The 26521-nt window shown below is 40.7% G+C and carries 22 protein-coding genes and 1 pseudogene; 14 read left to right on the plus strand and 9 right to left on the minus strand.

What is annotated here, in order from left to right; genetic code table 11:
- Positions 1-122 precede the first annotated feature (122 nt).
- The 4 genes from ICL16_RS02565 (at position 123) to ICL16_RS02575 (ending at position 2867) form a co-directional block, all read left to right on the plus strand.
- Entirely contained in the window at positions 123-512 is a 390-nt protein-coding gene (locus tag ICL16_RS02565) for a winged helix-turn-helix transcriptional regulator (RefSeq protein ID WP_190825331.1), read from the plus strand.
- 341 nt (positions 513-853) lie between these two features.
- A complete protein-coding gene (locus ICL16_RS02570) occupies positions 854-1261 on the plus strand; it encodes a hypothetical protein (protein ID WP_190825332.1) in 408 nt (135 codons plus the stop codon).
- A 12-nt stretch (positions 1262-1273) separates the two neighbouring features.
- Positions 1274-1429 carry a hypothetical protein gene (locus tag ICL16_RS45220; protein WP_238360564.1) on the plus strand — a complete coding sequence of 52 codons (156 nt, stop codon included), beginning with the start codon at positions 1274-1276 and terminating at the stop codon, positions 1427-1429.
- Entirely contained in the window at positions 1419-2867 is a 1449-nt protein-coding gene (locus ICL16_RS02575; RefSeq protein ID WP_190825333.1) for a Fic family protein, read from the plus strand. Before ICL16_RS45220 ends, ICL16_RS02575 begins: the two co-directional genes overlap by 11 nt.
- A gap of 68 nt (positions 2868-2935) precedes the next feature.
- On the opposite strand, the gene ICL16_RS02580 is transcribed toward ICL16_RS02575, so the two are convergent.
- From ICL16_RS02580 to ICL16_RS02610, 7 genes are all read right to left on the minus strand, one after another.
- Positions 2936-4999 (minus strand): prolyl oligopeptidase family serine peptidase, encoded by a 2064-nt coding sequence (locus ICL16_RS02580; RefSeq protein WP_190825578.1) that lies wholly within the window; start codon positions 4997-4999, stop codon positions 2936-2938.
- A gap of 291 nt (positions 5000-5290) precedes the next feature.
- Entirely contained in the window at positions 5291-6094 is an 804-nt protein-coding gene (locus ICL16_RS02585; protein WP_190825334.1) for an Rpn family recombination-promoting nuclease/putative transposase, read from the minus strand.
- Between the two features lie 43 nt (positions 6095-6137).
- Entirely contained in the window at positions 6138-10526 is a 4389-nt protein-coding gene (locus tag ICL16_RS02590; protein ID WP_190825335.1) for a hybrid sensor histidine kinase/response regulator, read from the minus strand.
- 100 nt (positions 10527-10626) lie between these two features.
- The gene (locus tag ICL16_RS02595; RefSeq protein ID WP_190825336.1) at positions 10627-13422 is read right to left on the minus strand and encodes a methyl-accepting chemotaxis protein; all 2796 of its coding nucleotides are present in this window, start codon (positions 13420-13422) and stop codon (positions 10627-10629) included.
- 15 nt (positions 13423-13437) lie between these two features.
- Positions 13438-13968: a chemotaxis protein CheW gene (locus ICL16_RS02600; protein WP_190825337.1), complete on the minus strand. Its 531-nt coding sequence runs from the start codon at positions 13966-13968 to the stop codon at positions 13438-13440.
- A gap of 14 nt (positions 13969-13982) precedes the next feature.
- Positions 13983-14348: a response regulator transcription factor gene (locus tag ICL16_RS02605; protein WP_190825338.1), complete on the minus strand. Its 366-nt coding sequence runs from the start codon at positions 14346-14348 to the stop codon at positions 13983-13985.
- Between the two features lie 197 nt (positions 14349-14545).
- A complete protein-coding gene (locus tag ICL16_RS02610; RefSeq protein ID WP_190825339.1) occupies positions 14546-15703 on the minus strand; it encodes a response regulator in 1158 nt (385 codons plus the stop codon).
- Between the two features lie 393 nt (positions 15704-16096).
- On the opposite strand from ICL16_RS02610, the gene hmpF reads away from it, so the two are divergent.
- The 4 genes from hmpF to ICL16_RS02635 all read left to right on the plus strand — a co-directional run bounded on the left by hmpF (position 16097) and on the right by ICL16_RS02635 (position 20401).
- On the plus strand, positions 16097-17809 hold the full coding sequence (gene hmpF, locus ICL16_RS02615) for a pilus motility taxis protein HmpF (protein WP_190825340.1): 1713 nt from the start codon (positions 16097-16099) through the stop codon (positions 17807-17809).
- A gap of 1160 nt (positions 17810-18969) precedes the next feature.
- Positions 18970-19212, plus strand: coding sequence for a hypothetical protein (locus ICL16_RS02625; RefSeq protein WP_190825341.1), 243 nt, complete (start codon positions 18970-18972; stop codon positions 19210-19212).
- Between the two features lie 121 nt (positions 19213-19333).
- Positions 19334-20074, plus strand: a complete 741-nt coding sequence (locus ICL16_RS02630) for a phosphodiester glycosidase family protein (protein ID WP_190825342.1) — start codon at positions 19334-19336, stop codon at positions 20072-20074.
- Between the two features lie 24 nt (positions 20075-20098).
- Entirely contained in the window at positions 20099-20401 is a 303-nt protein-coding gene (locus ICL16_RS02635; protein WP_190825343.1) for a hypothetical protein, read from the plus strand.
- A 39-nt stretch (positions 20402-20440) separates the two neighbouring features.
- On the opposite strand, the gene ICL16_RS45225 is transcribed toward ICL16_RS02635, so the two are convergent.
- Positions 20441-21583, minus strand: coding sequence for a WD40 repeat domain-containing protein (locus tag ICL16_RS45225; RefSeq protein WP_238360565.1), 1143 nt, complete (start codon positions 21581-21583; stop codon positions 20441-20443).
- Positions 21480-22367: an AAA-like domain-containing protein gene (locus ICL16_RS45230; protein ID WP_238360566.1), complete on the minus strand. Its 888-nt coding sequence runs from the start codon at positions 22365-22367 to the stop codon at positions 21480-21482. Before ICL16_RS45230 ends, ICL16_RS45225 begins: the two co-directional genes overlap by 104 nt.
- Positions 22368-22620: 253 nt before the next feature.
- Between ICL16_RS45230 and ICL16_RS02645 the strand changes: the two are divergent.
- From ICL16_RS02645 to ICL16_RS02670, 6 genes and pseudogenes are all read left to right on the plus strand, one after another.
- A pseudogene (locus ICL16_RS02645) lies at positions 22621-23928 on the plus strand (AAA-like domain-containing protein).
- A 187-nt stretch (positions 23929-24115) separates the two neighbouring features.
- Positions 24116-24457, plus strand: a complete 342-nt coding sequence (locus ICL16_RS02650; RefSeq protein ID WP_190825344.1) for a DUF5674 family protein — start codon at positions 24116-24118, stop codon at positions 24455-24457.
- Positions 24450-24809, plus strand: coding sequence for a hypothetical protein (locus ICL16_RS02655; RefSeq protein WP_190825345.1), 360 nt, complete (start codon positions 24450-24452; stop codon positions 24807-24809). The genes ICL16_RS02650 and ICL16_RS02655 overlap by 8 nt, the downstream gene beginning before the upstream one ends.
- Before the next feature lie 155 nt (positions 24810-24964).
- A complete protein-coding gene (locus tag ICL16_RS02660; RefSeq protein WP_190825346.1) occupies positions 24965-25633 on the plus strand; it encodes a serine protease family protein in 669 nt (222 codons plus the stop codon).
- A 181-nt stretch (positions 25634-25814) separates the two neighbouring features.
- On the plus strand, positions 25815-26057 hold the full coding sequence (locus ICL16_RS02665; protein WP_190825347.1) for a hypothetical protein: 243 nt from the start codon (positions 25815-25817) through the stop codon (positions 26055-26057).
- Positions 26054-26518, plus strand: a complete 465-nt coding sequence (locus ICL16_RS02670) for a type II toxin-antitoxin system VapC family toxin (RefSeq protein WP_190825348.1) — start codon at positions 26054-26056, stop codon at positions 26516-26518. The genes ICL16_RS02665 and ICL16_RS02670 overlap by 4 nt, the downstream gene beginning before the upstream one ends.
- Positions 26519-26521 lie beyond the last annotated feature (3 nt).

Raw genomic sequence — 26521 nt, forward strand, 5'->3', positions numbered from 1 at the left:
GTTAATTAATTTAACAAATCACTCCGGATACACATGACTTATAGTTACTTTAAGTTACTAGTAAAAAATGTAAAATTAGGTAATATAAAGTAACTAGAGTACGTAGGAGAAACTAGAAAGCTATGTCTGTGTCTCAGGAATCAGGGAGTTGCCCAGTCGGCACATTGTTAAACCTGCTTGGTGGACCTTGGACTTTCTACATTCTGTGGATTTTGCGCAATAATGGACCTACTCGCTTTGGTGCTATCAAACGTCAAATGGAAGGTATCTCGTCAAAGGTTCTGACGGAAAGATTACGGATGCTTGAAGAGGCAGAAATAGTCTACCGCTCCTACAAGCCTTCTATTCCACCACAAGTCACCTACGGATTAACTGAGCGATCGCAAGATCTAATTGTAGTTTTAGATCAACTAGCGGCGATCGCTCACAAATGGTATCCTCAAGAAAAATATTCCCAGGTTGCCCCTGAGAATGAAACCGTTGTTTTAGATTTTGCTACCAATCGAGAATAAGCAAATGTCTGCTTCAAACCATTGCAATCAGTCTTTAAGTAGGTCGGTACAAATATAGTTAACTAGTAAGGGTCGTCCTTTGTCATTCGTAAGAGTTTTGCGGTATTTACATTTCTTAACATAGTATGGTTTATTCCCACCTACTTACTTAGTATCATATATTATTTATAATATATGGTATCTTAAGCTGGTAGCAAATACTGCTATGGAACGCGAAGCTATGACAATAGACACAAGCGTTTGGATTCCCTACCTTGTACCAGAGACGGCTGACACAACACTGTGAGGCAACTTGTACCCCAACCTGCTTACCTACGAGAACTGGGGGATGATTTGTAATAATGACTTCATATGTGTGGCAACCCATCGAAGACCTTCCATACAACTGGACTGATTTGCGATCGCCTCAATTAGCTATACTAATTAATGCATGGAAAAATCGGGTACAGCAGCTTCAAGGCTCTGGTGTTTTAGAGAATTTTAAAGGCAGCCTTCGGGAGGAGTGGCTTTCTGAAGTTGATATGCTTGAATATCTTTATTCGACAGATAGAGGTACAACACAAATTTTCATTGAACAAGGTATTGAATTTAGTCTGCCAACTGCAAGCTCCAAAGCACGATTAGCAGAATTAAGTGTTCCTGCAAATATTGAAGGATTATTTAGTTTTGTTACAAATAAGAGTAATCTTTCCGCTTTCTACATTAGACAATTACATCAAATTTTAACAAGGAATCAAGTAACTACATGAGCGCAGGATTCTTTGGGAAATATTGTTGAAGTACCTCTAATGCATGGACAATGGAAAGCGAGGTCAAATAATCCCCAGCGTCCTGATGGTACTACTCATCAATACTGTCCTCCTGAGCAGGTTGTATCAGAAATTGAGCCTTTGGTTGAGATACATAATGTACATTGAAGATTTGCCAAAAAATTGGAATGAACTAGTTGCCACAGAACTTGAAAGTCTTGCTGCAATTTGGAAAAGTCAGGCAAAGAAGCTGAAAGAGTCAGATGCAGTAAGGAAATTTAATGAGCAACTAAGTCGGGAGTGGGCGATTGAAACAGGAATAATTGAAAATCTTTATTCTATCGATAGAGGTACGACACAACTACTGATTGAGAAAGGAATTGAAACAGCTTTGATACCTCATGGAGCAACTGATAAACCAGCAGAGATTATAGTTCCTGTTTTAATTGATCAACTTGAAGCCCTAGAAGGATTATTTAGTTTCGTAGCTCATAAACGGGAACTTTCATTGTTTTATCTTAGAGAACTACACCAAGTTTTTACAAGGCATCAAGAAATAGTTGATGCTGTTGATGCTTTTGGTCATAAAGTACAGGTTCCTTTGTTACACGGGCAGTGGAAGCAAAATCCTAACAATCCAACTCAAAGAGATGGAACAATCCATGAGTATTGTCCTCCCCTACAAGTTCAATCTGAAATGGAACGTTTAGTCTCTATGCATTTAGAGCATATAAACGCATGTGTTCCACCGGAAATAGAAGCTGCTTGGTTACATCATCGATTTGCCCAAATTCACCCTTTTCAAGATGGTAATGGTAGAGTGGCGCGTGCATTAGCTTCACTGATTTTTCTTAGAGCAGGTTGGTTTCCTCTTGTCATTAACCGTGACTTGCGGAATGAATATATTGATGCGCTACAAGATGCTGACAAGGGAGATTTAGCTTCTTTAGTTAATTTATTTGCCAAAATTCAAAAAAAAGCATTTGTCAAAGCTCTAAGTCTTTCGGAAAATGTTCTCAACGACCATAAGCCACTTAAACAAGTAATTTCAGCGGGGATAGAGCGCTTAAAAGCCAGGAAAGAAAAACAAATTCAGCAAATGCAAATCCAGGCGTTTGCACTTGCTGAAAAACTAGAAGACATTGCCGAGGAAAAGTTTGGAGCAGTTGCTCTGACGCTAAACAATGAATTGAATGAACTAGAGGAAAGTTACTTTTCTGATGTGAAACGAAGTGACAAAAGCAACGATTATTGGTTTAGGCAGCAGATTATTCAAACTGCAAGATCATTGGAATATTATGCAGATACAAGAACTTACCGTTCATGGGTCAAACTAAAAATTAAAGAGGATAGGCAAACTGAGATTATCCTCTCATTCCACGCGCTAGGTTTTGAATTTCTTGGCATTATGGCAGCATCTGCCTTTATTGAGTACCGGGATAGAACTGACGAGCAAGAAGTTACCTCTGAAATTCCGCGTGTTTTGTGTAGTGAAGTTTTTCAATTTTCATCTAACGAGCAAGAAGATACAGTTGTTCAAAGGTTTATGCCTTGGCTAGATGATGTCCTCCTAGTAGGGCTGGATCAATGGAGGAAGCAACTTTAATGATTACTACCAGTCCTTTGCAAAAACGCAAAGTAGTTCTCTTCGCGCCTTTGCGTCTTTGCGTGAGGCTAAATCACATCTAAAGTCCTTACCAAGAAAGCCCACTTATCAGCAGCTTCCTCGATAATCTTAGTTGTTGGCTTACCCGCACCGTGTCCTGCCTTAGTCTGAATTCTAATTAGCACTGGTGCATCACCTGCATGAGCGGCTTGCAAAGTAGCAGCAAATTTGAAACTATGTGCCGGAACAACGCGATCGTCATGATCGGCTGTAGTAATCATTGTTGCTGGATAAGCTGTACCCGCTTTGAGGTTGTGCAGTGGCGAATAGGCATAAAGTGCCTTGAACTCCTCTAAATTTTCTGGTGTACCATATTCAGAAATCCAAGCCCAACCAATAGTAAATTTGTGGAAGCGCAACATATCCATTACGCCCACATCTGGCAACGCTGCACCAAATAAATCGGGGCGCTGAGTCATGCAAGCACCTACCAGCAATCCACCGTTACTTCCACCACCGATCGCCAATTTAGCAGATTTTGTATACTTATTCGCAATCAGCCATTCAGCCGCCGCAATAAAGTCATCAAATACATTCTGCTTTTTCAGCTTCATTCCCGCTTGATGCCATTCTTCCCCATACTCTCCACCACCGCGTAGGTTAGCTATAGCAGTAACACCACCCATCTCCATCCAAATCAAGTTGCTAACAGAAAAGAATGGCGTTAGAGAGACATTAAAACCTCCATAACCATAGAGGTATGTAGGATTATTCCCATCTAGTTTAATTCCCTTTTTGTGAGTAATAAATATTGGCACTTGTGTACCATCTTTGCTGCGGTAAAAAACTTGTTTTGTTTCATATTCAGCCGGGTTAAAATCTACTTTAGGCTGACGAAACACTTGACTTTTTCCACTCACCATGTCATACCGATAGATAGTTCCTGGAGTAGTAAAGCTAGTGAAACTATAAAAAGTTTCTGTGTCATTGCGCTTACCATTAAACCCACTTACAGAACCAATTCCTGGTAATTCAACCTCGCGCACAAAGTTACCTTTGAGGTCAAAAATTTTAATTTGGCTACGAGCATCTTTGAGATAATCAGCGACAAACTGGTTATTAAGTATGCCGACACTTTCTAATGTTTCCGCTGCTTGAGGAATAATTTCTTGCGCTCCCCCTGTAGAGGAATTTTTGGTATCAATGGCTATGACTCGTCCTCTTGATGCATTTAAATCAGTGCGGAAATAGAAGATGCTATCAATATTGTCAATAAAGCTGTAATCTGCTTCAAATTTGTTAATCAGTTCTACTACTTCTGCTTTAGGATTCGTTAAATCTTTATAGAAAACTAAATTCTTTGGATCGGTTCCCAACCAAACTGAAATAATCAAGTAACGTCCATCTTCTGTAACATCACCACTAAATCCCCATTCTTTTTGATCGGAACGTTGGTAAATTAGTATGTCTTCTGATTGGGGTGTGCCTAATCTGTGATAGTATAATTTCTGGTAGTAATTGACATCTTCTAATTTGCCTTTTTCCTTGGGTTCATCGTAGCGACTGTAAAAGAATCCTTTATGATCGTGTGTCCATGATGCGCCAGAAAATTTTATCCACTTTAAATGGTCTTGTAAATCTTTACCAGTTTCCACATCCCTGACTTTCCACTCTTGCCAATCAGAACCAGAGGTGGATAAACCATACGCTAAAAGCTTACCATTTTCGCTGATGGATAATCCCGCAAGGGCGATAGTACCATCTTCGGAAAGTTTGTTGGGGTCAATTAAAACTTTTGGTTCAGCGTCGAGGGAGGTTAAAGTGTATAAGACAGATTGGTTTTGCAAGCCATCGTTTTTAAAGTAGAAGTAGTTCGCGCCTTCTTTAAACGGAAGACTGTATTTTTCATAGTTCCAAACTTGGGTAAGACGCTGCTTGATTTTTTCTCGAGCGGGAATTTCGTTAAGATAACCAAAGGTAACTTTGTTTTGCGCCTCAACCCAAGCTTTAGTTTCGGCTGAGTCAGGATCTTCTAAGTAGCGGTAAGGATCAGCTACTTGAGTACCGTGGTAGTTATCGACTTGATCGCTTTTACGGCTTGTTGGGTAAGTTAAGCGTTTTGAGTTCGTCATAGTTGGAGATGATAATCGTCTCTGTACATGGTACTCGTTTGATGGGGTGATGGGATGAGCTGCAACAGCAGGAACCTGCAATAACTTACAGATGAGAATAGTTGTCAATAAAATTAAGAGAAACCGACGAGATCGTGAAAGCATTTGAGTTAATGGCGCTAGGAAATCGTTCAAGTTTTACAATTCAAAGCAGAGTAAAACTGATTCGGAAAATTTTAACCGAACATTTTCAGATTTCCTATGCTGATGATGAATTTCAGTGGAAAACGGTTTTTTGATCACGTAAAACGTTTATGATTGGGCAGCTTGTTCAACTTGTGCGATCGCCAAGCCAAGTAAATCAGCCACCTCTTGCTGTGTCATACCACGCGCCAACATCCGAGGTACAAGTTCCAGCTTTAGTTCTTCACGACCTTCTTCGCGACCTTTGACTCGACCTTTCGCTTCCGCTTCTTGATAAACTTTAGTTTCTTCTAATTTGACTCCTAACATTGCTTCCACCTCTTCACGACTCAATTGCGCAAACTTGTACACAACAATTGTTGTAATTACATCTATTATGTCATCCTTGGCTAGAGTGCCTGTCTGTTCTGATTGCACCCGCTCAATTAACTGTTTTGCCCGTTCGACCATTTGTGCTTCAGTGGCAGTAGTCAACTGCATCAAGCTGATGCCTACAGGTTGTTCATCTGGGCTACCCAACTCATCAAGGTAAATCCGTCGTACTTGCTCACCGTTGAGTAGTGAGCGATGTATGTTGGTGTTTTCTGGTTCTAAACTACGATTGGGGAAAATTACCACTCCGTACCAATCATCATAAAGTGATGGATTGCGATACACATACAGAAGCGATTCCGCGAAGAAGCGATGGTACAGTAATTCATCGTTCTGAAATTGAACTTCGGCAAAAAAGACGGTTCTTTGCGTCGCATCAGGCGGAGGCAAAAACACGCCATCAATTCTAAAAGTTGGTTCTTTCACCTCCACCGATTCAAAGCGGTAATTCCTGGCTTCTGTTGGTGGTTGTTCTACCAACTCAAACAGCAACCAGGGCGATCGCTTAAAAATGGTATAAAAAATGGCATCTCTTCGCACAAGCCGTTCCCATAAAGGTATTTATTATACCGGAATATTTTGATTAATCCTTTTCAGGGATGGGAACAACTAGTTTCTCGCCTTTGAGCATTCGAGATGCTGCTTCGAGAAGTGCTTCTTCGAGATAGGGTTTGGTGAAGTAACCGCTAGCACCGAGTTGAATTGCCATTTGTCTGTGTTTGTCAGCACCTCTTGAGGTAAGCATGGCAATGGGTAGATGGTTGAGGTTGGTGTCTTTTTGGATGCGAGAAAGTAATTCCAAACCATCGCAACGGGGCATTTCAATGTCACAAAATACGATGTCGCAAGGTAAACCAGAACGGAGCTTATCCCAAGCTTCTTGACCATCTCGCGCTTGTTCTACGCGATACCCTGCTTTATTAAAGGTGAGAGAGAGCAATTCTCTAACTGTAATTGAGTCATCAACAATTAGCACTGTCGGATCGATCTTAATCACAGTAGCTTCTGATACATCGTCATTCGACTTGTGATCCCAAAGACTAACACCACGTTGCGTGGAGGTTCGTCCTTGGAAGATATCTATGATTTCCAATACGTCGGCAATAGGCATAATGCGACCATCACCTAATACAGTAGCACCAGCTACGCCAATTGGTTTAGGAGCTGGTCCTTCAAATTGCTTAATCACAATTTCTTGCTCGCTGAGCACTTGGTCAATTTGTAGGGCAATCATAGTATTTGCCGATCGCACCACAACAACAGAAATCATATCATCGTCGCGATTACCACCATACACATTGCCTCGACTGAGTTGACGGTTGAAAGTTAAAAGCTCCTTTAATGGTTTAAATGGCAAAGCAATATCACGCCATTGAATAAATTTTTGTCCATCAATATTTTGCTGAACATTTTTTACATGTATATCTAGAGTATCTTCTACACCATCCATAGGGAAAGCAATGCGGGCTTTATCAGAGACACAGCACAAAGCTTTACAAATACTGAGAGTTAAGGGCAAACGAATTGTGAAAGTAGTTCCCTTACCTATGGTAGAATCAGTAGTAATCGTCCCTCGGACTTCACTGATTTTTGTGCGCACCACGTCCATTCCGACACCACGTCCACCGATTAAATCGGCTTCATCTTTGGTACTGAAACCGGGTTGGAAAAGTAAGTCGTAGACATCAATACGAGACATGCTTTGGGCTTGCTGTGGAGTAATCAAACCGATATGAAGTGCTTTTGCTTTCACCCGTTCTATATCAATACCTGCGCCATCATCACTAACGGAGATAATAGTTTGGTTTCCTTGATGAAAGGCGCGAACTGTGATGACTCCCACAGGTTTTTTACCTACGGCTTCTCGCTGTTGTGATGTTTCAATTCCATGAGCGATCGCATTATTGAGCAAATGTGTCATTGGACTTTTAAGATGCTCTAGAATCATCTTATCAATCAAAGTATCTCGTCCTTCAATCACCAGTTGCGCTTGTTTTTCGTATTTGATTGCGTTTTCACGCACTCCTCGCTCCAGAGGAGTAGTAATTTCGCCAAAAGCCTCCATGCGACTGCGTGTGATTCCTTCTTGTAGCTGAGTAGTTACCTGGCGAAATTGCCTTGCGACTCGCTCAGTTTCTTCCGTGACAAAATCAATGTCACTGGCTGACTCCCGCACCCGCACAATTAGTTCAATCATTTCCCCAGACAAGCTATGGAAAGGTGTAAACCGATCCATTTCTAATTCCGAAAAACCTCGATCTGTGTTTAGATTAGAATTACCGTTGTTTTTGCGGCTTGCTAACAAAGAAGCTTCTAGTAGCGATCGCTCATACAATTCTTGCATCCTTGCTCCCACATCCGACAACTGTTGTACTTGAATCAGCAAATTATCTAAAGATTGTCGCAGACGCTCTTGATCCTGTTCTAAAGTATTACGATTTACTACCAACTCCCCAACCAAATTACTTAAGTCATCCAGATGTTTAACTGGAACCTTCATTAGTTGTTCAAATCTAGGAGCGCGGCTAACAGATGGGCGCAAAGGTAAATCTCCTTTCACCATCTGCTCTAATTCTTGGAAGTGTTCTTCAAAGTTGACTAAAACTGTATCTTTGACAACTTCTTTTGGTACAGAGTTTAGCAACTCTTCTAGAGCAGAGATTTCTTGTTGTGGTAAAGAGATATTACTTGTCCCTGATGCTACTTGTTCACCTAGTAAATGATCTAACAGAGCAAACTCATCAGCAATAGATATATCGTCTTCTACTTCCTCTAGTTCTTTTTGTTGAGCTTCTTCCTGTGGAAAAGATAACAGCGCAGGTTCCTCTATTCCCTCTGCTAGTTGTGGTTCTAGGAGAAAATTTGCTAAATTCTCTTCTTCTAAATTAGAAATATTCTCAATGTCTACAACTTCTGTTACTTCTGTTTGGATGAAAAACTCAGGATCAGCAAAATCAAAATCTACTAATGTGTCAATATCCAGTAAATCATCATCGCCTAAATTCTGTTGTTGGACTGTAAAAGGATGATCTATACTTTCAGGCTGAACCGAGTTAAACCAATCAATTTCGTTTTCCGAAGGTAATTCTTGTACAACCGTTTCTGTAGACGTAGTAAAATTTGGTGTCAATTCAACTGCTTCTGGCGGTAATGTAGCGGCAGATACTTCACTATTGTCGTCTGTTGAACTAAATTCGGCAAAGAAATCATCAACATCAATTAGTGAACTCGTTTCAAAAATATCTTCACTACCTGTAGTAGCTAGTAATATTTCTTGTAAAGCAACTGCAGCACTTTCTTCGTTAGGATTATTTTCTTCCTCTTGTTCCCAAAAATTATTTAGATCGTATACAGGAGGTGTAAGCACTAAATCACTGCTTGACTTGTCTGGATGTGGAGTTGAACTAGTTTCTTCTTCAACAGAGGCAAACAAATCATCTAGCGACAAAATTTCGTCAGCATGTGGAATCACCTCTGATTTAGTTGATAATATATTATCTGTGGATACATTACGAGTGATCTCACTTGTAGGTTGTATTTGTGTATCACCAACTGCTGTTATATTTGTCTCTACATCATCACTACTGAATTCAAGAATAAAAAGTGGGTCTTCTTGACTTTGTGAATCTTTATTATCTTCTTCTAAAAACTCCTTACCAAATAACTGTACTAAAGTTTGTTCATCTGTATTAATTTGATTTTGCTGATGATTTTCTTCTAAGAAAAAGTCAATGGTATCAACATCTTCCTTACTATTATTTACCTGCTCAGTCCCTGTAGTAATTAAGAGAGCAGAAATTTCCTCTTCAACCCATATTCCATCATCTAAATCAGTAGTATCGTCTTTAAATAAATCATCTAGTTCTGTTAACTCTGCTATGCCTACTACTGGACCATTAGGCTCAGATTGAGATTTAAATCCTAAGTTTGAATTCAGAATAGAATTGTCATCACTGTGATTTTTAACTTGGTCAGGTATTTCTAATTCTAATAAAGAAGTGATACAATCTTGTGGTTGAATGTCAGCAGTAAATTCAGCCACCACATTTGTCGTCGATGGAAATTCGTCACTGCTATCAAGAACGGTAATTGTACTATTTTCTAAAGATTCATCTTCCTCAAGAGGTATTTCTATAAATTCAATATCATGGAAGCCAATGAGCGCTTCTAGTTGTTCACTAGTAGTGATTTCGGCTTCCTTGCCGATTAAAACTAATTCCAAACCTTGTCTAATGTCGGTAATAACGATTTTTGCTAAATTTAAATAAGTGTTATTCGGATTTTTGATTGCACTTGCTGCTTGGCGACACAAATTACACCACTGCAACCAATTTAAGTTCTCACCAATTTGCGCTAATTGGTGACAGCATTCTTGAAGGTTATGCCGATTTTCGGATGTTGCTGTCTGTTTAAATAGTTGCAACATCTCCCGTAGTATTTGGATTACTTGATTTTGAATTTCCTGTTTACTATCGCTTTCCTTGACTACTATTGTTGGTGGCACAGAAATGACTACAGTAGGTGTATTAGTTGCTACGCCATTATTTTTTTGTTTGATTAGTAACTCTAAATGTTCGTGTAGCCATGTAAAGACAGGTTCTGCTTCTGACATCAAAGTATTAGCTGCTTCTTCAGAAAGCCCGTATGGACTTTGCAATTGTTCCAACAGCGCTTTTAAAGTATCAGATACACCCAGGAACAAAGATTCTAACTTTTGGTCTACTTGGACTGGATGTTCCTTCAAGTCCTTAAAACAATCTTCTAAACGATGAGCGGTGCGCTGTATACTACTCAGACCTAGCATTGCCGCTCCACCTTTAATGGAGTGAGCCGCCCGGAAAACTTCGTTAATCATCTCCGAGTCGTTCAGGGTACTTTGGAGATTCAGCAAACCCTGCTCGATTGTATTTAGGTGATCGAGTGCTTCCTCAATGAAGTAACCCAAAATGCGCTGTTGTTGTTCTGGCAGCATGTCTAAAGAATGTTAAATGAATTTTTAAATGAATTTTGAACAAAGAATTATGAAAGAAGTTTGTTTCATTTCATAATTCATAATTCATAATTCATGGTTTTTATCTAGTTTCAGCAGTTTCTACACGAAAACGTTCAACGGAACTAATTAAGTCACGGGATACACCTACTAGGTGTTGTAGGGCACCAGAAACACGTTGAGCTTCTTGAGATGTTTCTTGCGCTGTTAACTCGACGGATTGCATTACACCAGCAACAGCGCGGGAAGTTTCGGTTTGTTCGACTGTATCAGTAGTAATTGAGCGAACCAAGATGTCAATGCGATTGGCAACTTGAATAATATTTTCGAGCGATCGCTTGGCTTCTTCTGCCAATTTTGTACCTTGGATAACTTGTTGTGTACCTTCCTCCATAGCCGTCATTACAGAGCCTGTTTCGCTCTGAATTTGCATGACAATTTGTTCAATTTCCTTCAACGACTTAGCTGACTTATCAGCTAACTGACGTACTTCATCTGCGACAATCGCAAAACCTCTTCCAGCTTCTCCTGCCCTTGCTGCCTCAATACTAGCATTGAGTGCAAGTAAATTTGTGCGCGAAGCAATCTGGGAAATCAAAGCCACAATTTTAGAAATTTCTTGGGATGATTCCGCCAGTCGTTTCACCTTGCGGGTTGTTTCTGCCACCGTTTCGCGAATTTCTAAAATTCCCGCTACAGTATTTTCTACTGCTTCTCCACCTTTAAGAGCGATCGCACTAGCGTCACGCGCAACAGTTTCTGCTTCTCGTGCTGCTTCTGCTACTCGTTGGATGGAGTCAGTCATCACCTGTACAGAATTCAAAGTAACAGCCAACTCTTCTGCTTGTCGCAAAGCATCACTAGATAATGCTCTGGCAAAAGTTTCGGAATTAGTTGCTCCTTTTGTCACTTCTCGTGCGGCGACTTTCACCTGTTGCACAATATCCCGCAAGTTTTGAATTGTCAGGTTAAAAGCATCAGCTACAGCACCGAGTACATCGGCTGTCACCTCTGCTTGTACCGTCAAATCTCCCCTGGCAGCACCTTCTACATCATCGAGCAGCCGAATCACTTGACGTTGTAGATTTTCCTTCGCTTCTTCTTGTTCTTGCGCTTTACGTGTAGCTTCATTCGTAGTTGTAAAAATTACCTGAGCCATTTCATTAAAGCCCGTGGCTAACTGCCCAAGTTCATCCTCCGAATATACTGTAGCTTGGACATTAAGATTACCTTGACGCACAGCATCAAATTGAGTTTGCAAGTCTCTAGTTGTGCGGCGAATTTGCCTCATTGTCAAGTTACCCATCAAACCCGTTGTCGCAAACCCGACAATTCCAGCAGTTAGTGTCATTGCCCAACCAGTATTTCGGAGCGATTCTCTTTGTTGGGGAGCGCCTAAGTTAGCAGCAGCAAAGCTGACTGCGGCGACAACTAGTGCGCAAGATACCCCTACAGTACCAGCAATAAACCATTGCTTAGTTTGTAGTGAGGCATTTTCCAATGGTGCTAAAAAGCCTTGCTCAACGTTAACTTGAGGTTCAACATAAGTGACATCTGTTTGGGTAAAGACGGGAACTGCTTCTTGTGAACCAGTAATACTAAATAGCTCGGCATCACGACCTGTGTCAGTATTTGGTACACTACTTTGTGCAATACCGTTACCACTACCGTTATTGATTGGCTGAGAAAGTACAGGCTCTTTACTAAATGTTGAATCTTTCGTAAAGTCAAATCCGGGAATATTTCCTAAATCGTCAAATTCTTCAAAGTCATCAAGAAACTCTATGTTTTTGCTTGTGCCAATTCCATTTGTCGGTATATTGGCTTCTTCTGGGACTTCTGTACCAAAAGCCGACTCAAATGCTTCAAAGTCAAAACTGTCATCATCAAAGTTGTTTTGAGATGTATTCTTAACAGAATGAAACGGCTTTTCCTTTCCAGATAAATCACTAGTTGATAATGATTCCTGCTCAGATTTTTCTGGTGGTTTAGGTTCGGCTTTAGGTAAAAAATCTTCAAAATTTGTGTATGCTATCTGATTATTTGTTGAATTTAGAATAGGTACAATTTCACCAGACAGCAGAGTTTCATCTTCTTCTAAATAAGAAGGTAAGTTCAAATCATCATTAATAAAGTTGGTAGAATTTTCACCCTCTTTAATTATTGGAGGAACTTGAGAGAATGGTTGGCTCAAATTTTCTGCGAGAGAGTTTTTTTTGTGCGCAGTACCATTTGTCTGTTCTGATGTAAAATTTTTCTGCCAGAAAGCAGGTAATTCTAATTCTGATTGAGCCTCTCCACTATTAGTTAGTTTTTCTTCTAAATCTTGATTGGCAAAAGGATTTTCATTTGCGGCTGTACCTTGATTCGATGTTGAATCAAGGGGAGTAAGGTCTAGAGATAAGTCAAAGGGATTGCTGGAAGATGAGTCAACATCTGTAACTTGAATATTACTCAATGAGTCGAGATTAAAACTTGTGCTGTTGAATGATAAATCATGCAGATTATCTCCTAAATTTTCTAATTCTTCATCTGTAAAAATTTGCTCTGAGTGTAAACTGTTTTGTTCAGGTTCTGCTTGAGCATCCTGTTCTGATTGCTGTTGGTATTGACTAATATTTTCTAAACCATTGTTAGCAAAATCAATAATCTCTTGCTCATTAGTTAATGCTAATACCTGAAGATATTCTTCTTTTGCTACATCGTATTGTTGCAAAACATAGTAAACATGACCCCGTAACAAATGAGTGTTAGGGTCATCTGGTACTTTATGCACTACTTGATCAATTAATGTTGCCGCCTGTTCATAGTTCCTTTGAACATAGGCTTTATACGCCTGCTGATATATTTGCTCGTAATCATCTATACTAGCTGCCATTTATTGCCTCCCTATTTATCCTGCCCACCGCGCACTTCGCAAAATTGCTGTCTGATCGAGCAGTCGCAGACAGTGATTACTGTGTGCATCCAATAACCACTCCCCCCGTAAATAGGGAGCCATAGTATCCGGCACATTTGTTGGTGCTTTTAGATACTGTACATCTAGCCAGTCCATACCGCCGATTTCCTCTACAGCCAAACCGACAATCGTGTCTTGTTCTTCAATTGCAATCACTTGAATTTCTGCTCGATCTGTGTTTAATGCCGTTGCTTCTCCTAAAAATTGACCCAAATCTGCCACCCAAATAACTCGACCTCGTAGATTTAGAGTACCCAAAAGCAATGGAGAAGCATTAGGTATCGGGGTAATTTTATCGGGACTAAGTTCGATTACTTCTCGAATACCTGTCGCTAGTAGTGCAAACTCCTGATGTCCGGGAATGTAAAACCTTAGATACAACTCACCTTCAGGACTTTCTACTTGAAATTCAGGACGAAAGTGATCTTGTCCACTGCCTCCGAAAAAGTCTGGTTTACTAACCATCTGCTTATACTTCCTTATCCCCGCAACAGTTGTTTAACGGTTCCCACCAACTCGGTAGGTTGAAACGGTTTGGCTATGTAAGCGTCTGCACCTTGCTTCATCCCCCAGTAGCGATCAAATTCTTCACCTTTGGAAGAACACATGACTACGGGAACATTTTGGGTTTTTGGATCGGACTTTAATCTCCGGCAAACTTCGTAGCCGTTCATCCGGGGCATGACAATATCTAGTACCACTAAATCTGGACAAGTGGTTTGAATTGCCTCCAACGCTTCTAGTCCATCACTAGCATGAGTGACAGTTAAGCCACTGGCTAAAAGAAGGTCTGTAATCATCTCCCTCTGCGCGATACTATCTTCCACAATCAGAACTGTACTCATAAAAGCTTATCTACCTCCTGATGTAGACGTCCCTATCTGGAACATTCCCTGGTTATCCACCAGCATTTTTTGTATAAATTAATTTTATTGTTCACTAATTTACCTGTGGATGTTTTACAGAGATTGATGGGTTATGTGATAATATTTTTTACATCATATTTGAGCAAATTAACAAGTCTTGTGTCTTGTTTGTTACTTTATGAGTTACTCGGCTGAAGATACTTCTCTACGAGCATAAGTAACTCAGTGTCTCCAAACGGTTTCGTCAAATAGTCTGTAGCCCCTACCATTTTGGCTTTAACTTGATCGATAAACCCATCTAGACCAGTCAGCATAATTATTGGTAGCAACCGAAATGCTGTAGAATGTCTGAGCATCGCGCAAATTTCATAACCATCTAGTTGTGGCATGGCAATATCGCACAAAATTAAATCTGGCTGGAGTTGAAACACAAGACTCAGCGCCTCTAGGGGATTGGTGAAAGCGATCGCATCAAAGCCCTGGGGTTGTAAAATTGTCTTTACTACCTCACATACAGTCATCGCATCGTCAATACACACAATCCGTGCTTTTTGTCCCGCCGAATTTAACCCCCAATGCTTATCTGTACTCTCACTAGATACAGAATACACTAGTTGCATCCAACCCTGTTGTATGTACGGGTATATTGCTCTACCCACTGTCAGAGTATTACGGTTTAAATAACGAGCTAGTTGACGCAGTGACGTTTTACCATTTGCCCAGTTTTGTAGCTTATTTACCGTTGCTACTGGCAGTGATGAGCGTAGCTGAGCTAAATCGGCAAGCACCGGAAATTGATCTGGAGATTGAATATACGGATACAGTTGCTTCCACTCTTGGACTTGCTTAATAATTCTTGTTAATATTGGTGCAATCTCCAAGGTAGTTAATTGTGGCGCAAGCGGCGAACCTAACTCAAAAATAAAGCTACCTTTGTGTAAACTCAACAAGTCAAACAAGGTTTCGTGTACCACTCCGTGGATAATACTACGAGCTTGTTTTGGGGTGATAGTATTTTGTGATAGAAGTGTCCACAAGTAGCCATACTCTGGTGCGTTCAGTGATGCGATGGACGCTAGTTCCATCTCGTCAAGTTGTACCTTAATTTGGTAATGACGCAAGTAATCGCCCAACCGCGATAAACTACTATCACCATTAGCAGCGTAGATAATTTGACCGTTGAGAAAAAATACATACCAAGACCGTTTTTTCCAGTCATATTCAGGGCAATTTGGGTAGCCATAATCTTCAACAAACAGCAACCCTGTTCGCTGCCCCAATTCAATCAACTGTAGAATACTACGAATATCAATTTCATTCAAATTTCCTTGCATGAGAGCGTAGCAAACTCCTTATAATCATTTTTTCTGTCCTTTTTTCCTCTACGGCTTTATTTTGCCCATTTTTGTGCCTTCATTTGTCATTCTTTGCGTTCTTACCTCTCTACCTCACTATAAGAGGATACCTAAAAACAAAAATCTTAAACTTTTTTAATATACTTTTATCAAATAAGTAATAACACGGTAGGCAATAGAGCTAAACACTGTACAAAATATTAAGAATGCAATTACTAGATTTTATATAAGTCAACAAACGACTTTAGTCGTGTATAGCTAATTATGTCGGTTTTATTTTTTCTCAAATCAGAGAAAATAAAACCACCTAACAAATTAATTTAAGGTATAGCCTAAAACATAGGGAACAAGTACTTCATAAGGATTAAAGTTGTGCTGTATTTAGCAGAAGTACAAAAGCAAAAAGGTGGGTTACTAGGTAGTGGTGCCAAAACTGAACTGAAACTACTGGCTTGTCAACGGACAGATCAGAGTTGGAGTACAGCATCGGAAGAAGCAGTCGCCGCTGAGGAAGCCAACAAATTAAATGATGGCGTTCTAGTATTAGTGGAAATGAATAACCGTCAAGTGCAACGGATTCAAGAAGCTAGTCGCCCACTAGTTAACGTGTTGCAAAATTTTTCTCGTCAGGTGGAAAAATTTAAACACAAGGAAGAAGAAATTGATCAGTGGAAGCAGTCCTTAACATTTCAAGCGCAAGAATTAAATCGCCGTGAAATGGATTTTGAGGCTCGCTTAGAACAACTGCAAAACACAGAAGTTGAGATTCAACGCTTAGAAGGACAAAAACAGGAACTAGAAACATCCCGTGAGGAAATTGAGCAACTGCGACAAGAAATTGCCCGGAACCGCCAAGAACTCGAAGGAGCTTGGGAGCATTTACGAGGTGAACAGCGTCGTTTAGAAGAGTATGGCGCACAACAACCATCAGCGGCGCTGGATTCTGAACAAATTCGGGTATTAACTGAGTTATGCGATCGCCTCTGCGATACTGCTCAGCCACAAGAAGCAGCGAGGGAACACCTGAATTTTGCCTTTGAAATGGTTGAGAGTCAGCAAGCTCTTCTCAACCCACACTGGCAAAAATTAGAGCAGCAAAGAATAGTAGTTAACGAGCAACAAGTAGAAATTGACCACTTGGCGCAAGTTTTACTTGATCGTCAAAATGAATGGGAACAAGCCGAAAGTTCTCTTTGGCAGCACAAAGAAGAGTTAGCTGCGCATCAGGTTAATCTCAACTCTAAGCAAGAATTTGTACAAACTCTGACTCTTAATTTACAACATAAAAAAGAGTTATATCAACAAATTCATGAGTTATCTAGTCATGTAGTTGACTCGCCGCTTGAAGAAGAATCTTTACAGAACTTATCTGATGAAGCACTGCAAAAAATAGTGCAAGAAATTACAGAAAAGTTAAAGGTAGACTCTAGTTTTGTTGACGAACAAGAACAAGAACTACAATACAAACAACAAGCTATAGAAGAACTACAAAATAAGTTAAATCAAGCATCTGTTTTAGAACTTGCGGCATTAGAAGAAGAACTAGCTGATGAAAAAGATCTCTACCAAATGTTGAACGAAACTTTAGTAGGACAACGACGTAGCTTGGTAGAAAAGCAGGAAGTTCTCCAAAAACACCAAGCAGCTTTGTTACGACGACAAGGAATGCCTAGTAATGGGCAAGAGGCGCAAAAAATTGACCTAAAACCAATACTTGCACAAATTGAAACACAGCGACAACAACAATCACAAGTACTGCAAAACTTGGAAAGTGAAATTGAGCAGATCCAAAGCAAAATTGAGCAAACACAGGAAAGTATTAACGCTCAAACTCAACAGCAGTCTCTGAAACGTCAAGAATTACAAACTATGGAGCAAAACTTGCTGTCATTACGCAAAGCAATTGCTGAATCTTGGGGTGGAGTAAATCTTTATCAAGAAATGCTACAACCAATTCAGGATTCTCTTGATGGGCTAAGGCACAAGTTACAAGGAATAGGAGAAGCTTTGGCACAGGCGCAAGCAACTGGAGAGGAGCAACTTCAAGCGATCGCTCAGTTACGTCAGACTCTTTCAAGTCTGTAGACTCGGATAATTTTGCCTTCATCGCATCATCCTCATAGTCGTCATCTGATTTTTGTTCCACATCTTCACTACAGCTATCAGGTAAGTTGTCAAAAGATGGTTGAGCTTCAACTGCATCTTCGTTCACCAGAGCGCAGATGCTATCAGGAGCCTGTTGAGGCATTGTGCTATCTGAATGACTTGATAAATCTTCCTTTGCTTGTGGCTCCACATCTTCGGTGGAAATTTCTTCAACAGGCGAGGGAACGTTCTCAACTGCCACTAACCGCCCTTCATGATACGCCTGCCACAACTCCATAGCTTCTCTGACGATTGCTTGTGGTAGTAATCCCAGAAAATCTATTGCCCTTTGTAGGATAGTGCCAGTTTGCTCATCCTCTTCGTGAATGGGTGGGATTTGGCAGTAGCGCCTACCATCAACTGCACGCCGCCAAATACTAAGCGGTTCTGAAGCAGGTTCCTTCGGCTGGCGCTGTTGTTGGATTAATTCTCTTACTGCTGCTTGAGTGATTTCTGGCAAGTCGAGCAGGGCTTCAATTACTGGTTTGTATTTCTTGGAATTGTTTGCTAGTCGGAATATAGTTGCTGGTTCAATTTGAGCTAAGTCTTCGGGCGAAAACTTCGCAAATGCCTGTGCCACTTTGAGATACTTTTTTTCTTCGCCTTTCCAACCTTGTTCTTGAAGCAGCTTTTTGTACTCTTTTGGCGATCGCTTTTTCTCTGACGCCAAGAAGAATGCATGATACAGGATACTGCTAGTAGCTGACTCTAGTGTTAAGTTACTGCTCAGTTGCACCGCTGCTGGTTGGCTAACGTACTGCTCCAACTCTGACTGGGCGATTATTTGCTCGTTGTATGCAATTGCTTGTTCTTGTGTCATCATATAATTGGTGAGCCTTTATTAAGTATTGGTACGCCTTTACTGGTAAACCTTTATTGAGAATTGGTGAGCCTTTATTTGCCCTTGATTAGGGTTGACGTTGGGGGCGATCGCGACTTCTGGCTAGATTGGCGATTGCCTTCCTATTTTTAGTCGGGAGCCATTGGTGTTCCCTTTCTATTGTACCGGTATTTTCATGAAAAAGTCAAGGGTATTCATTACACTTGTCATTACCTTCAGAGATTGCTAGTTTGAGAATAAGCAGCATTTGCAATCGAATATGACAGCAAAAAGAGAAAGAACTTTTATCCAGATCCAAATAGACCCAGGAGTGAAAAGTAAATTCACGAGTAAGGTTGAACAGGAAGGGAAAAAAATCACTGATGTGATCTTGCGGATGATCGAAGATTACATTGATGAAACCGAGAAAGTGGATCTAGTAGATTTAAAACAACGAGTAGAAGCCCTAGAAAATGCCTTAAAAGAAAATAATTCCCGATTAGTGGGTGAATCTAGGGCATAACAAATGAAAATCGATTTAAGTATAGATCTCGCTATTTTTTATAGAATGGCGACAAATTTGTAATGTCTAAAAATTAACAAACGGTAACTTAGCTTATTTGCAAGTGATTGATTTACGCAAAATGCAAATAGACCAATTGATTGGAGAAGTAGATAATCAAGGTAAAGGGGAGGGAAAATATTATCAAGGGGAAGGTAAGTATGACAGCCCTTTTTTTCAAAGCAAACTGTTTAGTGAAGTAACTGACAGATATAAAAAGCTGTACGGCAATGCAGTTTTTTCTGTGATTAACTGTGCTTTTTTTGAGCAATTCAAATCTAGTTCACAACTTTCATTCCCCGTGAAACTTAATGGTAAAGTTATCACTGGAGGAAATAGCCCTTATGGACCGATTCGCCAACCAAAAGATCCACGTTATGCTAACATTCGTTTGAAAGCTTTAGTTTGGGACGATCAAAAAGCCTACATTTTTAATTACAACCCAGCTACTGGTGCGTCTTTGAATTCAAAAAGCGTTCAAAATGCGATCGTCACGTATCAGTATACTGATCATCCGGCTAAAATAATAGGCAAAAATCCAGCAAATAAGTATCATGTTGTCGGTACATTAAATAAAGATGGTATCCCCGGTGATGAGCTACTGTTAATTGTGACAGTGAATCAAGCAACACTAGATGAAGCCGCTAATTTATTACGTAAATCAGGCGTAAAAGGAGATATTATCACCATTGATGGCGGTGGTTCAACTTACCTGTACAATTCCCAACGCGGGAATCTTATCCTACCTAAATCAGGTAATCAAGGAAATAATCCTACCTACCGTAATCTTCCCCATTACCTGGGATTTCGTCTCAAACCTTAAAATTAGAAGAAAAACAAAAATTAGATGAAAGTAGCACCTCAAGTAACAGCTTTGCAAGCACAAGCAGCAGCTAATGTTTTTCTCAGCGATATCTTAGGCGATCGCTTCACGGCAGATCAAGCAAAGATAAGCGCAACAAATGATGTCTGGGAAGTCCCTGTAATCCTAACTTATCCCTTGATTGGATCTGTGGGGCAGGTAGGAGAAATTTTGGTAAGCAAAACATCTGAAGTGGTAGTGTCTCACACCCCTATTGAGGAGATGAAACAATCAGGGCAAAGTCTTTACGAAGCGCATCGTGATGAAATCCAAGCTGCTTTTTCATAAACAGGAAACTCCTTACTAGCTTTTCACCTAATTCCCCACTTACCTTTTCTGACACACCTTAAGTTTTTCCCGTGCTTCGTGATGGGTGACAAAGTAATCTTTCAGCCAATCGCAACCCCGCGTTAACAGTTGATCTAATCCTTCAACCCGCCACACCCGAGCGGTTTTGTCGTATGATGCGGTGAGGATGCGCTGTCCATCCGGGCTAAAACTGGCACTGTTGACTGAACCCTGATGCCCAGTGAGTTGAGTCTTCTCCCAAATATGATCGAGAATTGTTTGTAAAGCCAGGATGGGGCTGGCGGTTGGATATTTTTCTAAGGGGCGTCCGTCTTTAACCAGTTCTTTTAACCTTTGTCCCGCATCCATAGCCGACAGTAATGCTTCTATTTTTTGAGACTCAAACTGCTGTAAAGCACTGACTCCTGCCACCTCCAGTTTAGTACTTTCTTGTGCTTCCCATGCTTGTTGAGTTGCATTACCTGCCACTACCCCTGCGATTATTGCCACTATTATGGACAATGCCAGTATCGTACCCCCAATAGTAACCCCAAGACGTATCTGCCGTTTGGCTTTTCGTTGCGCTTTGGTTAATGTCTCGTTTGCTTGAGCTAATATCCGACTCTCTTCTTCTTGGACTGCTAAAGCATTTTCAATTTCTCTTTGATTTAATTCTTGGCTGGCAGCTAAAAACTGATAATCTACATTGCTCAAGCTTTTACCCGCAGCCCATTTTAGAGCATCCTGCAAGGCTTGCCCACGTAATAGCCGCGACTCATCTCGATAGTTGGAAGCTACCCAAGCTGTGAAAACCTCAGCATAGGGTCGTAGATTAGCTAATTCTTTCTCTACCCAATTTAAATTAAAAACTGTCTGATAAATGCGATTATAAACTCTTAACGCACCCTGCTGTTCTACCACCAATCCACTCAGCCGCAATTCTATTTGTTCTGGACTGTCATCGGCGACGATCGCCTCTTGGGAGGAGCGCAAAATTTGCTGATACAGCCCTAGCAGCACACTAGCACGTCGTTCTCTCATGAGAATGCGATCGCGTATCGTCTTCAAATGTGGCGGTTCATCCTGTCCTTCCCAATTTTCGATGATGTGCGATCGCACCAACTCTTTGATTTTGGATTTTGGATTTTGGATTTTGGATTTTGGATTGGGAGTTCTCCTCATCTCCCCACTCCCTACTCCCTATGATTTGACACAGCTTTTGTGTGAGAAACGGCTGCCCACCAGTCCAAGCCAATACCTCTTTGATCACAGCTTGGGGGTCGTCTACTTTTCCCTCTAAACCTCTTGACAAAGGTTCTACTTCATGTATCTGAAAGCCCTTTAGTTGAATTGCTTTACCAATATTAAACGGTGTGCGCGTTTTGTCGGCAATTAAATCCGAGGGAGTGGCAACCCCAACTAAAGCAAAAGTAAGACGATTGTATTTGCTGTTGCGGGTGCGTTGTTCATAACAGCTTCTGATAAAAGCAAAGAAATCATCACTGGGGAAGTTTAAGCTGAGAATGCTATCGATTTCATCGATAAAAATGACTATGTTTGTTTGCACTGCTACTAGCAGCACCTCTTCTATAAATTCCCCCAAACGCTGCACAGGTGACAAATCGATGCGATCGCGCCACCAACTCCGCAGGAACTCGCTGGGATTAGCAATCTTAAAATTTGTTACCAGTGTGTAGACAATACCACCATACCACTGCTCTGGCTTGATATCTTGGCTACCTCGCCCAGAAACATCAATCGTAGTACAGGCAATTCCTTCTGCTTGCAGCCTTTTCATAATCCGGACTTGCAGGCTAGTCTTCCCCATCTGCCGGGAATTAAAGACGTAACAAAATTCACCAGCCTTCAGTCCGTGATAAAGGTCAGAGTCTGCTTGGCGCACCACATAACTGGGTGCATCATTCGCCAGACTTCCTCCAACTTTATATTCATAGTTTTTAGTCATAAGTATTTTGCTAAATGTTTGTTAATATACCTACTGGTTCGTTTCATTAGTTCTGATGGGTGAAGGAAGTTCGTAGTAAGCACTTTAGTGCTTAAAATTGAGCAGCACTACTACAAACCACTACTTCAATCAAATCGTCACCTTGCTTGAGTTGGAACTGGAGATTATCGATTACTCATCGACTTGTCATCGACTTTACTTTATAAATTCCCATACTTTAAGCTATTTATGGGAATTTAAATAAAAATCAGCAATGCCACGCTCAGTAAGAGTCAGTGTAGGATGCATACCTAGAGTTAAATCGGCTCTAAAGCGAAATGCCTACATCAGCCAAAAACTTTTAGCTTTAGAATTAGGCATATCCCAATCAACGGTGAGTAATTTTCTCAATGGCAGACCCGTTGATTACTCGTACTTCATTGAAATTTCCGATAAATTGGGACTGGAGTGGCGAGATATTGCTGATTTAGAAGCACCTATTGAGGAGAAAGAAACTCCTACAACACCTGCTGTCTCTACTTCTCCTGTATCCACTTCACAACCTACTACAGTAGAATTCCCAGAGGGACGGGTAGAAATTACATCTCCCTTCTATGTAGAACGTCCTCCTAGAGAACTGCGTTGTTACGAGGAAATCAGCAAGCCTGGTTCCCTAATTCGGATTAAAGCGCCCAGACAAATGGGTAAAACTTCGCTGTTAGCGCGGATTCTTCATGAAGCTGACAAGCTTGGCGATCGCACTGTGGAATTGAGCTTGCAATTAGCTACTCACAAGTGTTTCACCAACTCGGATACATTCTTAAAATGGTTCTGTGCTAGTGTCGCTATGGCATTACAGCTACCTAACAAGTTAAATAATTATTGGGATTTAGCCGAGATTGTGGGCAGCAATATGTGCTGCAAAGCTTACTTTGAAGAGTATCTGTTGCCAGAAATCGACAAACCGTTGACTTTGGGCTTAGACGAGGTGGATCGAGTATTTGAATATCCGGAAATCTACAGAGACTTTTTCGGATTGTTACGAAATTTACATGAGGAATCGAAGCGGCGCGATATCTGGAAAAAACTGCGATTGGTCATAGTACACTCAACAGAAGTGTATGTGCCAATGGATCTGAATCAATCACCCTTTAATGGGGTTTAATCAGTATAATTACTTAATTTTACTCCTACCCAGGTACAAGATTTAACGCAGCGTCATCAACTAAATTGGAGTGTAACCGAAGTTCAGCAATTGATGGCTGTGGTGGGGGGACATCCATTTTTGGTGCGGCTAGCCCTATATAACATTGCACGTCAACACATTACTTTAACTCAACTGCTGCAAACAGCACCCACAGAAGCAGGAATTTATAACGATCATTTGCGCCGCTTGGAGTTGATTTTTGCCGAACAGCCAGAATTAGAAGTAGCAATGAGAGAAGTTGTTGCTTCCATTACTCCAGTGCGATTAAAGACTGTCCCAAAGTTTAAATTACAAGGCATCGGGCTGGTAAAGCTGCAAGGTGATGAAGTGACGCCAAGCTGCGAGTTGTACCGTCAATATTTCCGAAACCACTAAAAGAGGTGAGCTTTCTCACACACGCATAGTTAGATTAAACGTACACGGAGCATTTTCATCCGGCACAAACATAATGTAGTATCTTTTTTTATCTTCATGTTTGAAAATAAGAGAGATATGGAAAACAGGTATGTATAATAAAATCGATGCGTATTTAATTTTGTAAAAACTGTTTGGATGGGGTAAATTGATTTTCATAATTCGCGAGCGCGTAACTAAAGAACAATTAGATGAAATGCTTCAAATGTGGGGAGTTTTTATTAAAATAGCTGTAGATATTGAGCGGGAAATTTTAGCTGGTGGTGCAGAACGGCATTATGAATGCGAACAAGAATTGCTGAAAGATGGCAGTAGACAAAAAGATATTTGGGGTGCTGATTGGTATCCTTACACGCGGGAAATATCTTTTGAGTCGATTATTAATATTCGTCCGAGTCAGAACAATCGTACTATGATAGTAAAGTCTCCCATTATAACTGAAAGAATTACCGCTATTACCGAGCGATTACTAGGAGAGTATAATGCCTAACTGGAGTGCAATTGAAGCAAGTTTTTTACGTCAACCCCACCAGCAGCAGTTGGGAGAATTAGCAGCAAGTTTGGCACGTCTCAAATCTTGGAGTCAAAAAAGTGCCAGTTGTGAAATAGTTCCGGTGTTGTTAGAAGAAAACCTGCTGTATATCAAGTTAATACAAGAACAAAACTACATCGCCCAATTGAGTCAAATCCAAGACCAACTGATTGAATGGCAGCGCAATTGGTTGAGTATTTGCGATCGCTCAACTGAAATTGCAAACCTTGCAACGCTAGCCGCAGCTTGGTCGGATTGGGTGTTGGATATGTCAGGCTTGCTGGTTGCAGCAGAGTCAATGAGCGCGTAACTCCGTGAGAAATGCTTGTTGCGATCGCCGCTATGCGCCTTTGCGCCTTTAACTGAGGCTCAAAAACACAGTTCGCCGAAAATTTTTGTAAGTCAATGACAAATTAATTGAAAGCCAAAGTTCTCCATTCTGAACTCAGGTAGCAGCAGGGTTTGATGGAATTGTCGAGTTCAACAGGCAGTTCCATGTTCAACACAATCCAACAACAATTCAAAGCTTTCCTTGTTGCTTCTGCTGTAGTCTCTTCTGTGATACCCCCCTGTTCTGCTTTTCCTGCTTACGCAAAGTTGTCAACTAAGTCTACAGCCGTTCAAACTCAACCAGAGCAAATTCCCCAAGCTACTAAACTGGCAAAATCCACTAAACTAGGGAAGCTGGCAAAATCCACGCAACCCGCAGTACCTCGGATTGTAGCTGGTTGTAGTGCTAAAGTTTATTGGTCTGACAATAAAAAAACTTATGTCGTTACTGCTGGTACTTCTGGATCTGGCTATTTTGTTACTGCCAATGGCTATATCGTCACAAACGCTCATGTAACTGAACTATTTGAGAAGAAAAACCAATGCATGGAGCGGCTTTTTGAGAATTTTGTTATGCAACTCGCTCAGGACTACAATTTGAGTCTAGACAAATTGTCGCAAGACTCGGATGCTCTAAAGTTCATTGCAGAACACTCTCAACCAAAAGAATTTGAGCAAATTAATTTAGTAATCCTACCGAATGGAGACAAACTACCTTTTGCCGTGATTGCATCAGGTGCGCCTTTTGATCGAGGCAAAGATATTGCAATACTCAAAGTCAAAATGATAAAAATTGCTCCCTGACTTCGTAAGAGAAGTTGGGGAGCAAGGTCTTTGAAAGTGTTAAATCTTTTCGTTCGGTATTCCCACACAAGCGCAAGTCTAGTTCTGCCGCCACAAAAATCACAGCATCTGATAGCATTTATTTAAGCAATTAAGAGATTGCTTTTGTATTAGAATTAGGATTTAATCTTCTCACACTTGTATGACGACCTCAGTTAAAGATTCCTTACATAACACTATCGAAACATTGAGCGAAGAAGAATGCCAACAACTTCTGGAGTTCATCCAATATTTACAGCAAACCATTCCATCAAGTATGAAAAGTCTACTAAATGATCCAACCTTTAACATTCCTGCCAAAGGATTCGGAACTTTTGAAGTTATAGAAGCTATTCAGGGTGAAGGTATTGCCGCCTCTGAGTTGCTGGTGGAGGATCGCCGTTGATCTTCTACTACCTTGATGCCAGTGCTTGGGTAAAACGCTACTATCAGGAATTAGGAACAATCTGGTTACAAAAATTGTTTGCTCAAAACCCAAACTTTGCTTGTGCAACTTTGGGATTTGTGGAAGTGGTAGCAACCCTAACCCGCAAACAGAAAGCAGGACAGATTAACTCTTCACAGTTCCAGCAGAAAATCCAAGATCTAGAAGTAGATTGGCAAAATTTTACTCAGGTGCAACTGACTGCTGAAGTTGTAGATCGATCAAAACTCTTGGCAGTGAGTTTGGCTCTGCGTGGGGCAGATGCAGTACATCTAGGATCTGCTTTTTTATTGCAGCGTCGTCTATCTCAAGGCGATCAATTAATTTTGGTAACATCAGATTATGAATTGAAAGTTGCAGCGAGATCATCAGGATTGGTTGTTCTTGATCCACAGGAAGAAGAGGCGAAGAGTTCTACGTAATTT

Origin of the sequence: Iningainema tapete BLCC-T55 (assembly GCF_014698965.1) — a bacterium.
Classification (GTDB): Bacteria; Cyanobacteriota; Cyanobacteriia; order Cyanobacteriales; family Nostocaceae; genus Iningainema; species Iningainema tapete.

Coding starts and splice junctions, on each gene's coding strand:
- ICL16_RS02565 (WP_190825331.1), top strand. CDS start 123: ATGTCTGTGTCTCAGGAATCAGGGAGTTGCCCAGTCGGCACATTGTTA.
- ICL16_RS02570 (WP_190825332.1), top strand. CDS start 854: ATGACTTCATATGTGTGGCAACCCATCGAAGACCTTCCATACAACTGG.
- ICL16_RS02575 (WP_190825333.1), top strand. CDS start 1,419: ATGTACATTGAAGATTTGCCAAAAAATTGGAATGAACTAGTTGCCACA.
- ICL16_RS02580 (WP_190825578.1), bottom strand. CDS start 4,999: ATGACGAACTCAAAACGCTTAACTTACCCAACAAGCCGTAAAAGCGAT.
- ICL16_RS02590 (WP_190825335.1), bottom strand. CDS start 10,526: ATGCTGCCAGAACAACAACAGCGCATTTTGGGTTACTTCATTGAGGAA.
- ICL16_RS02595 (WP_190825336.1), bottom strand. CDS start 13,422: ATGGCAGCTAGTATAGATGATTACGAGCAAATATATCAGCAGGCGTAT.
- ICL16_RS02600 (WP_190825337.1), bottom strand. CDS start 13,968: ATGGTTAGTAAACCAGACTTTTTCGGAGGCAGTGGACAAGATCACTTT.
- ICL16_RS02605 (WP_190825338.1), bottom strand. CDS start 14,348: ATGAGTACAGTTCTGATTGTGGAAGATAGTATCGCGCAGAGGGAGATG.
- ICL16_RS02610 (WP_190825339.1), bottom strand. CDS start 15,703: ATGCAAGGAAATTTGAATGAAATTGATATTCGTAGTATTCTACAGTTG.
- ICL16_RS02625 (WP_190825341.1), top strand. CDS start 18,970: ATGACAGCAAAAAGAGAAAGAACTTTTATCCAGATCCAAATAGACCCA.
- ICL16_RS02630 (WP_190825342.1), top strand. CDS start 19,334: ATGCAAATAGACCAATTGATTGGAGAAGTAGATAATCAAGGTAAAGGG.
- ICL16_RS02635 (WP_190825343.1), top strand. CDS start 20,099: ATGAAAGTAGCACCTCAAGTAACAGCTTTGCAAGCACAAGCAGCAGCT.
- ICL16_RS45225 (WP_238360565.1), bottom strand. CDS start 21,583: ATGAGGAGAACTCCCAATCCAAAATCCAAAATCCAAAATCCAAAATCC.
- ICL16_RS45230 (WP_238360566.1), bottom strand. CDS start 22,367: ATGACTAAAAACTATGAATATAAAGTTGGAGGAAGTCTGGCGAATGAT.
- ICL16_RS02655 (WP_190825345.1), top strand. CDS start 24,450: ATGCCTAACTGGAGTGCAATTGAAGCAAGTTTTTTACGTCAACCCCAC.
- ICL16_RS02660 (WP_190825346.1), top strand. CDS start 24,965: ATGGAATTGTCGAGTTCAACAGGCAGTTCCATGTTCAACACAATCCAA.
- ICL16_RS02665 (WP_190825347.1), top strand. CDS start 25,815: ATGACGACCTCAGTTAAAGATTCCTTACATAACACTATCGAAACATTG.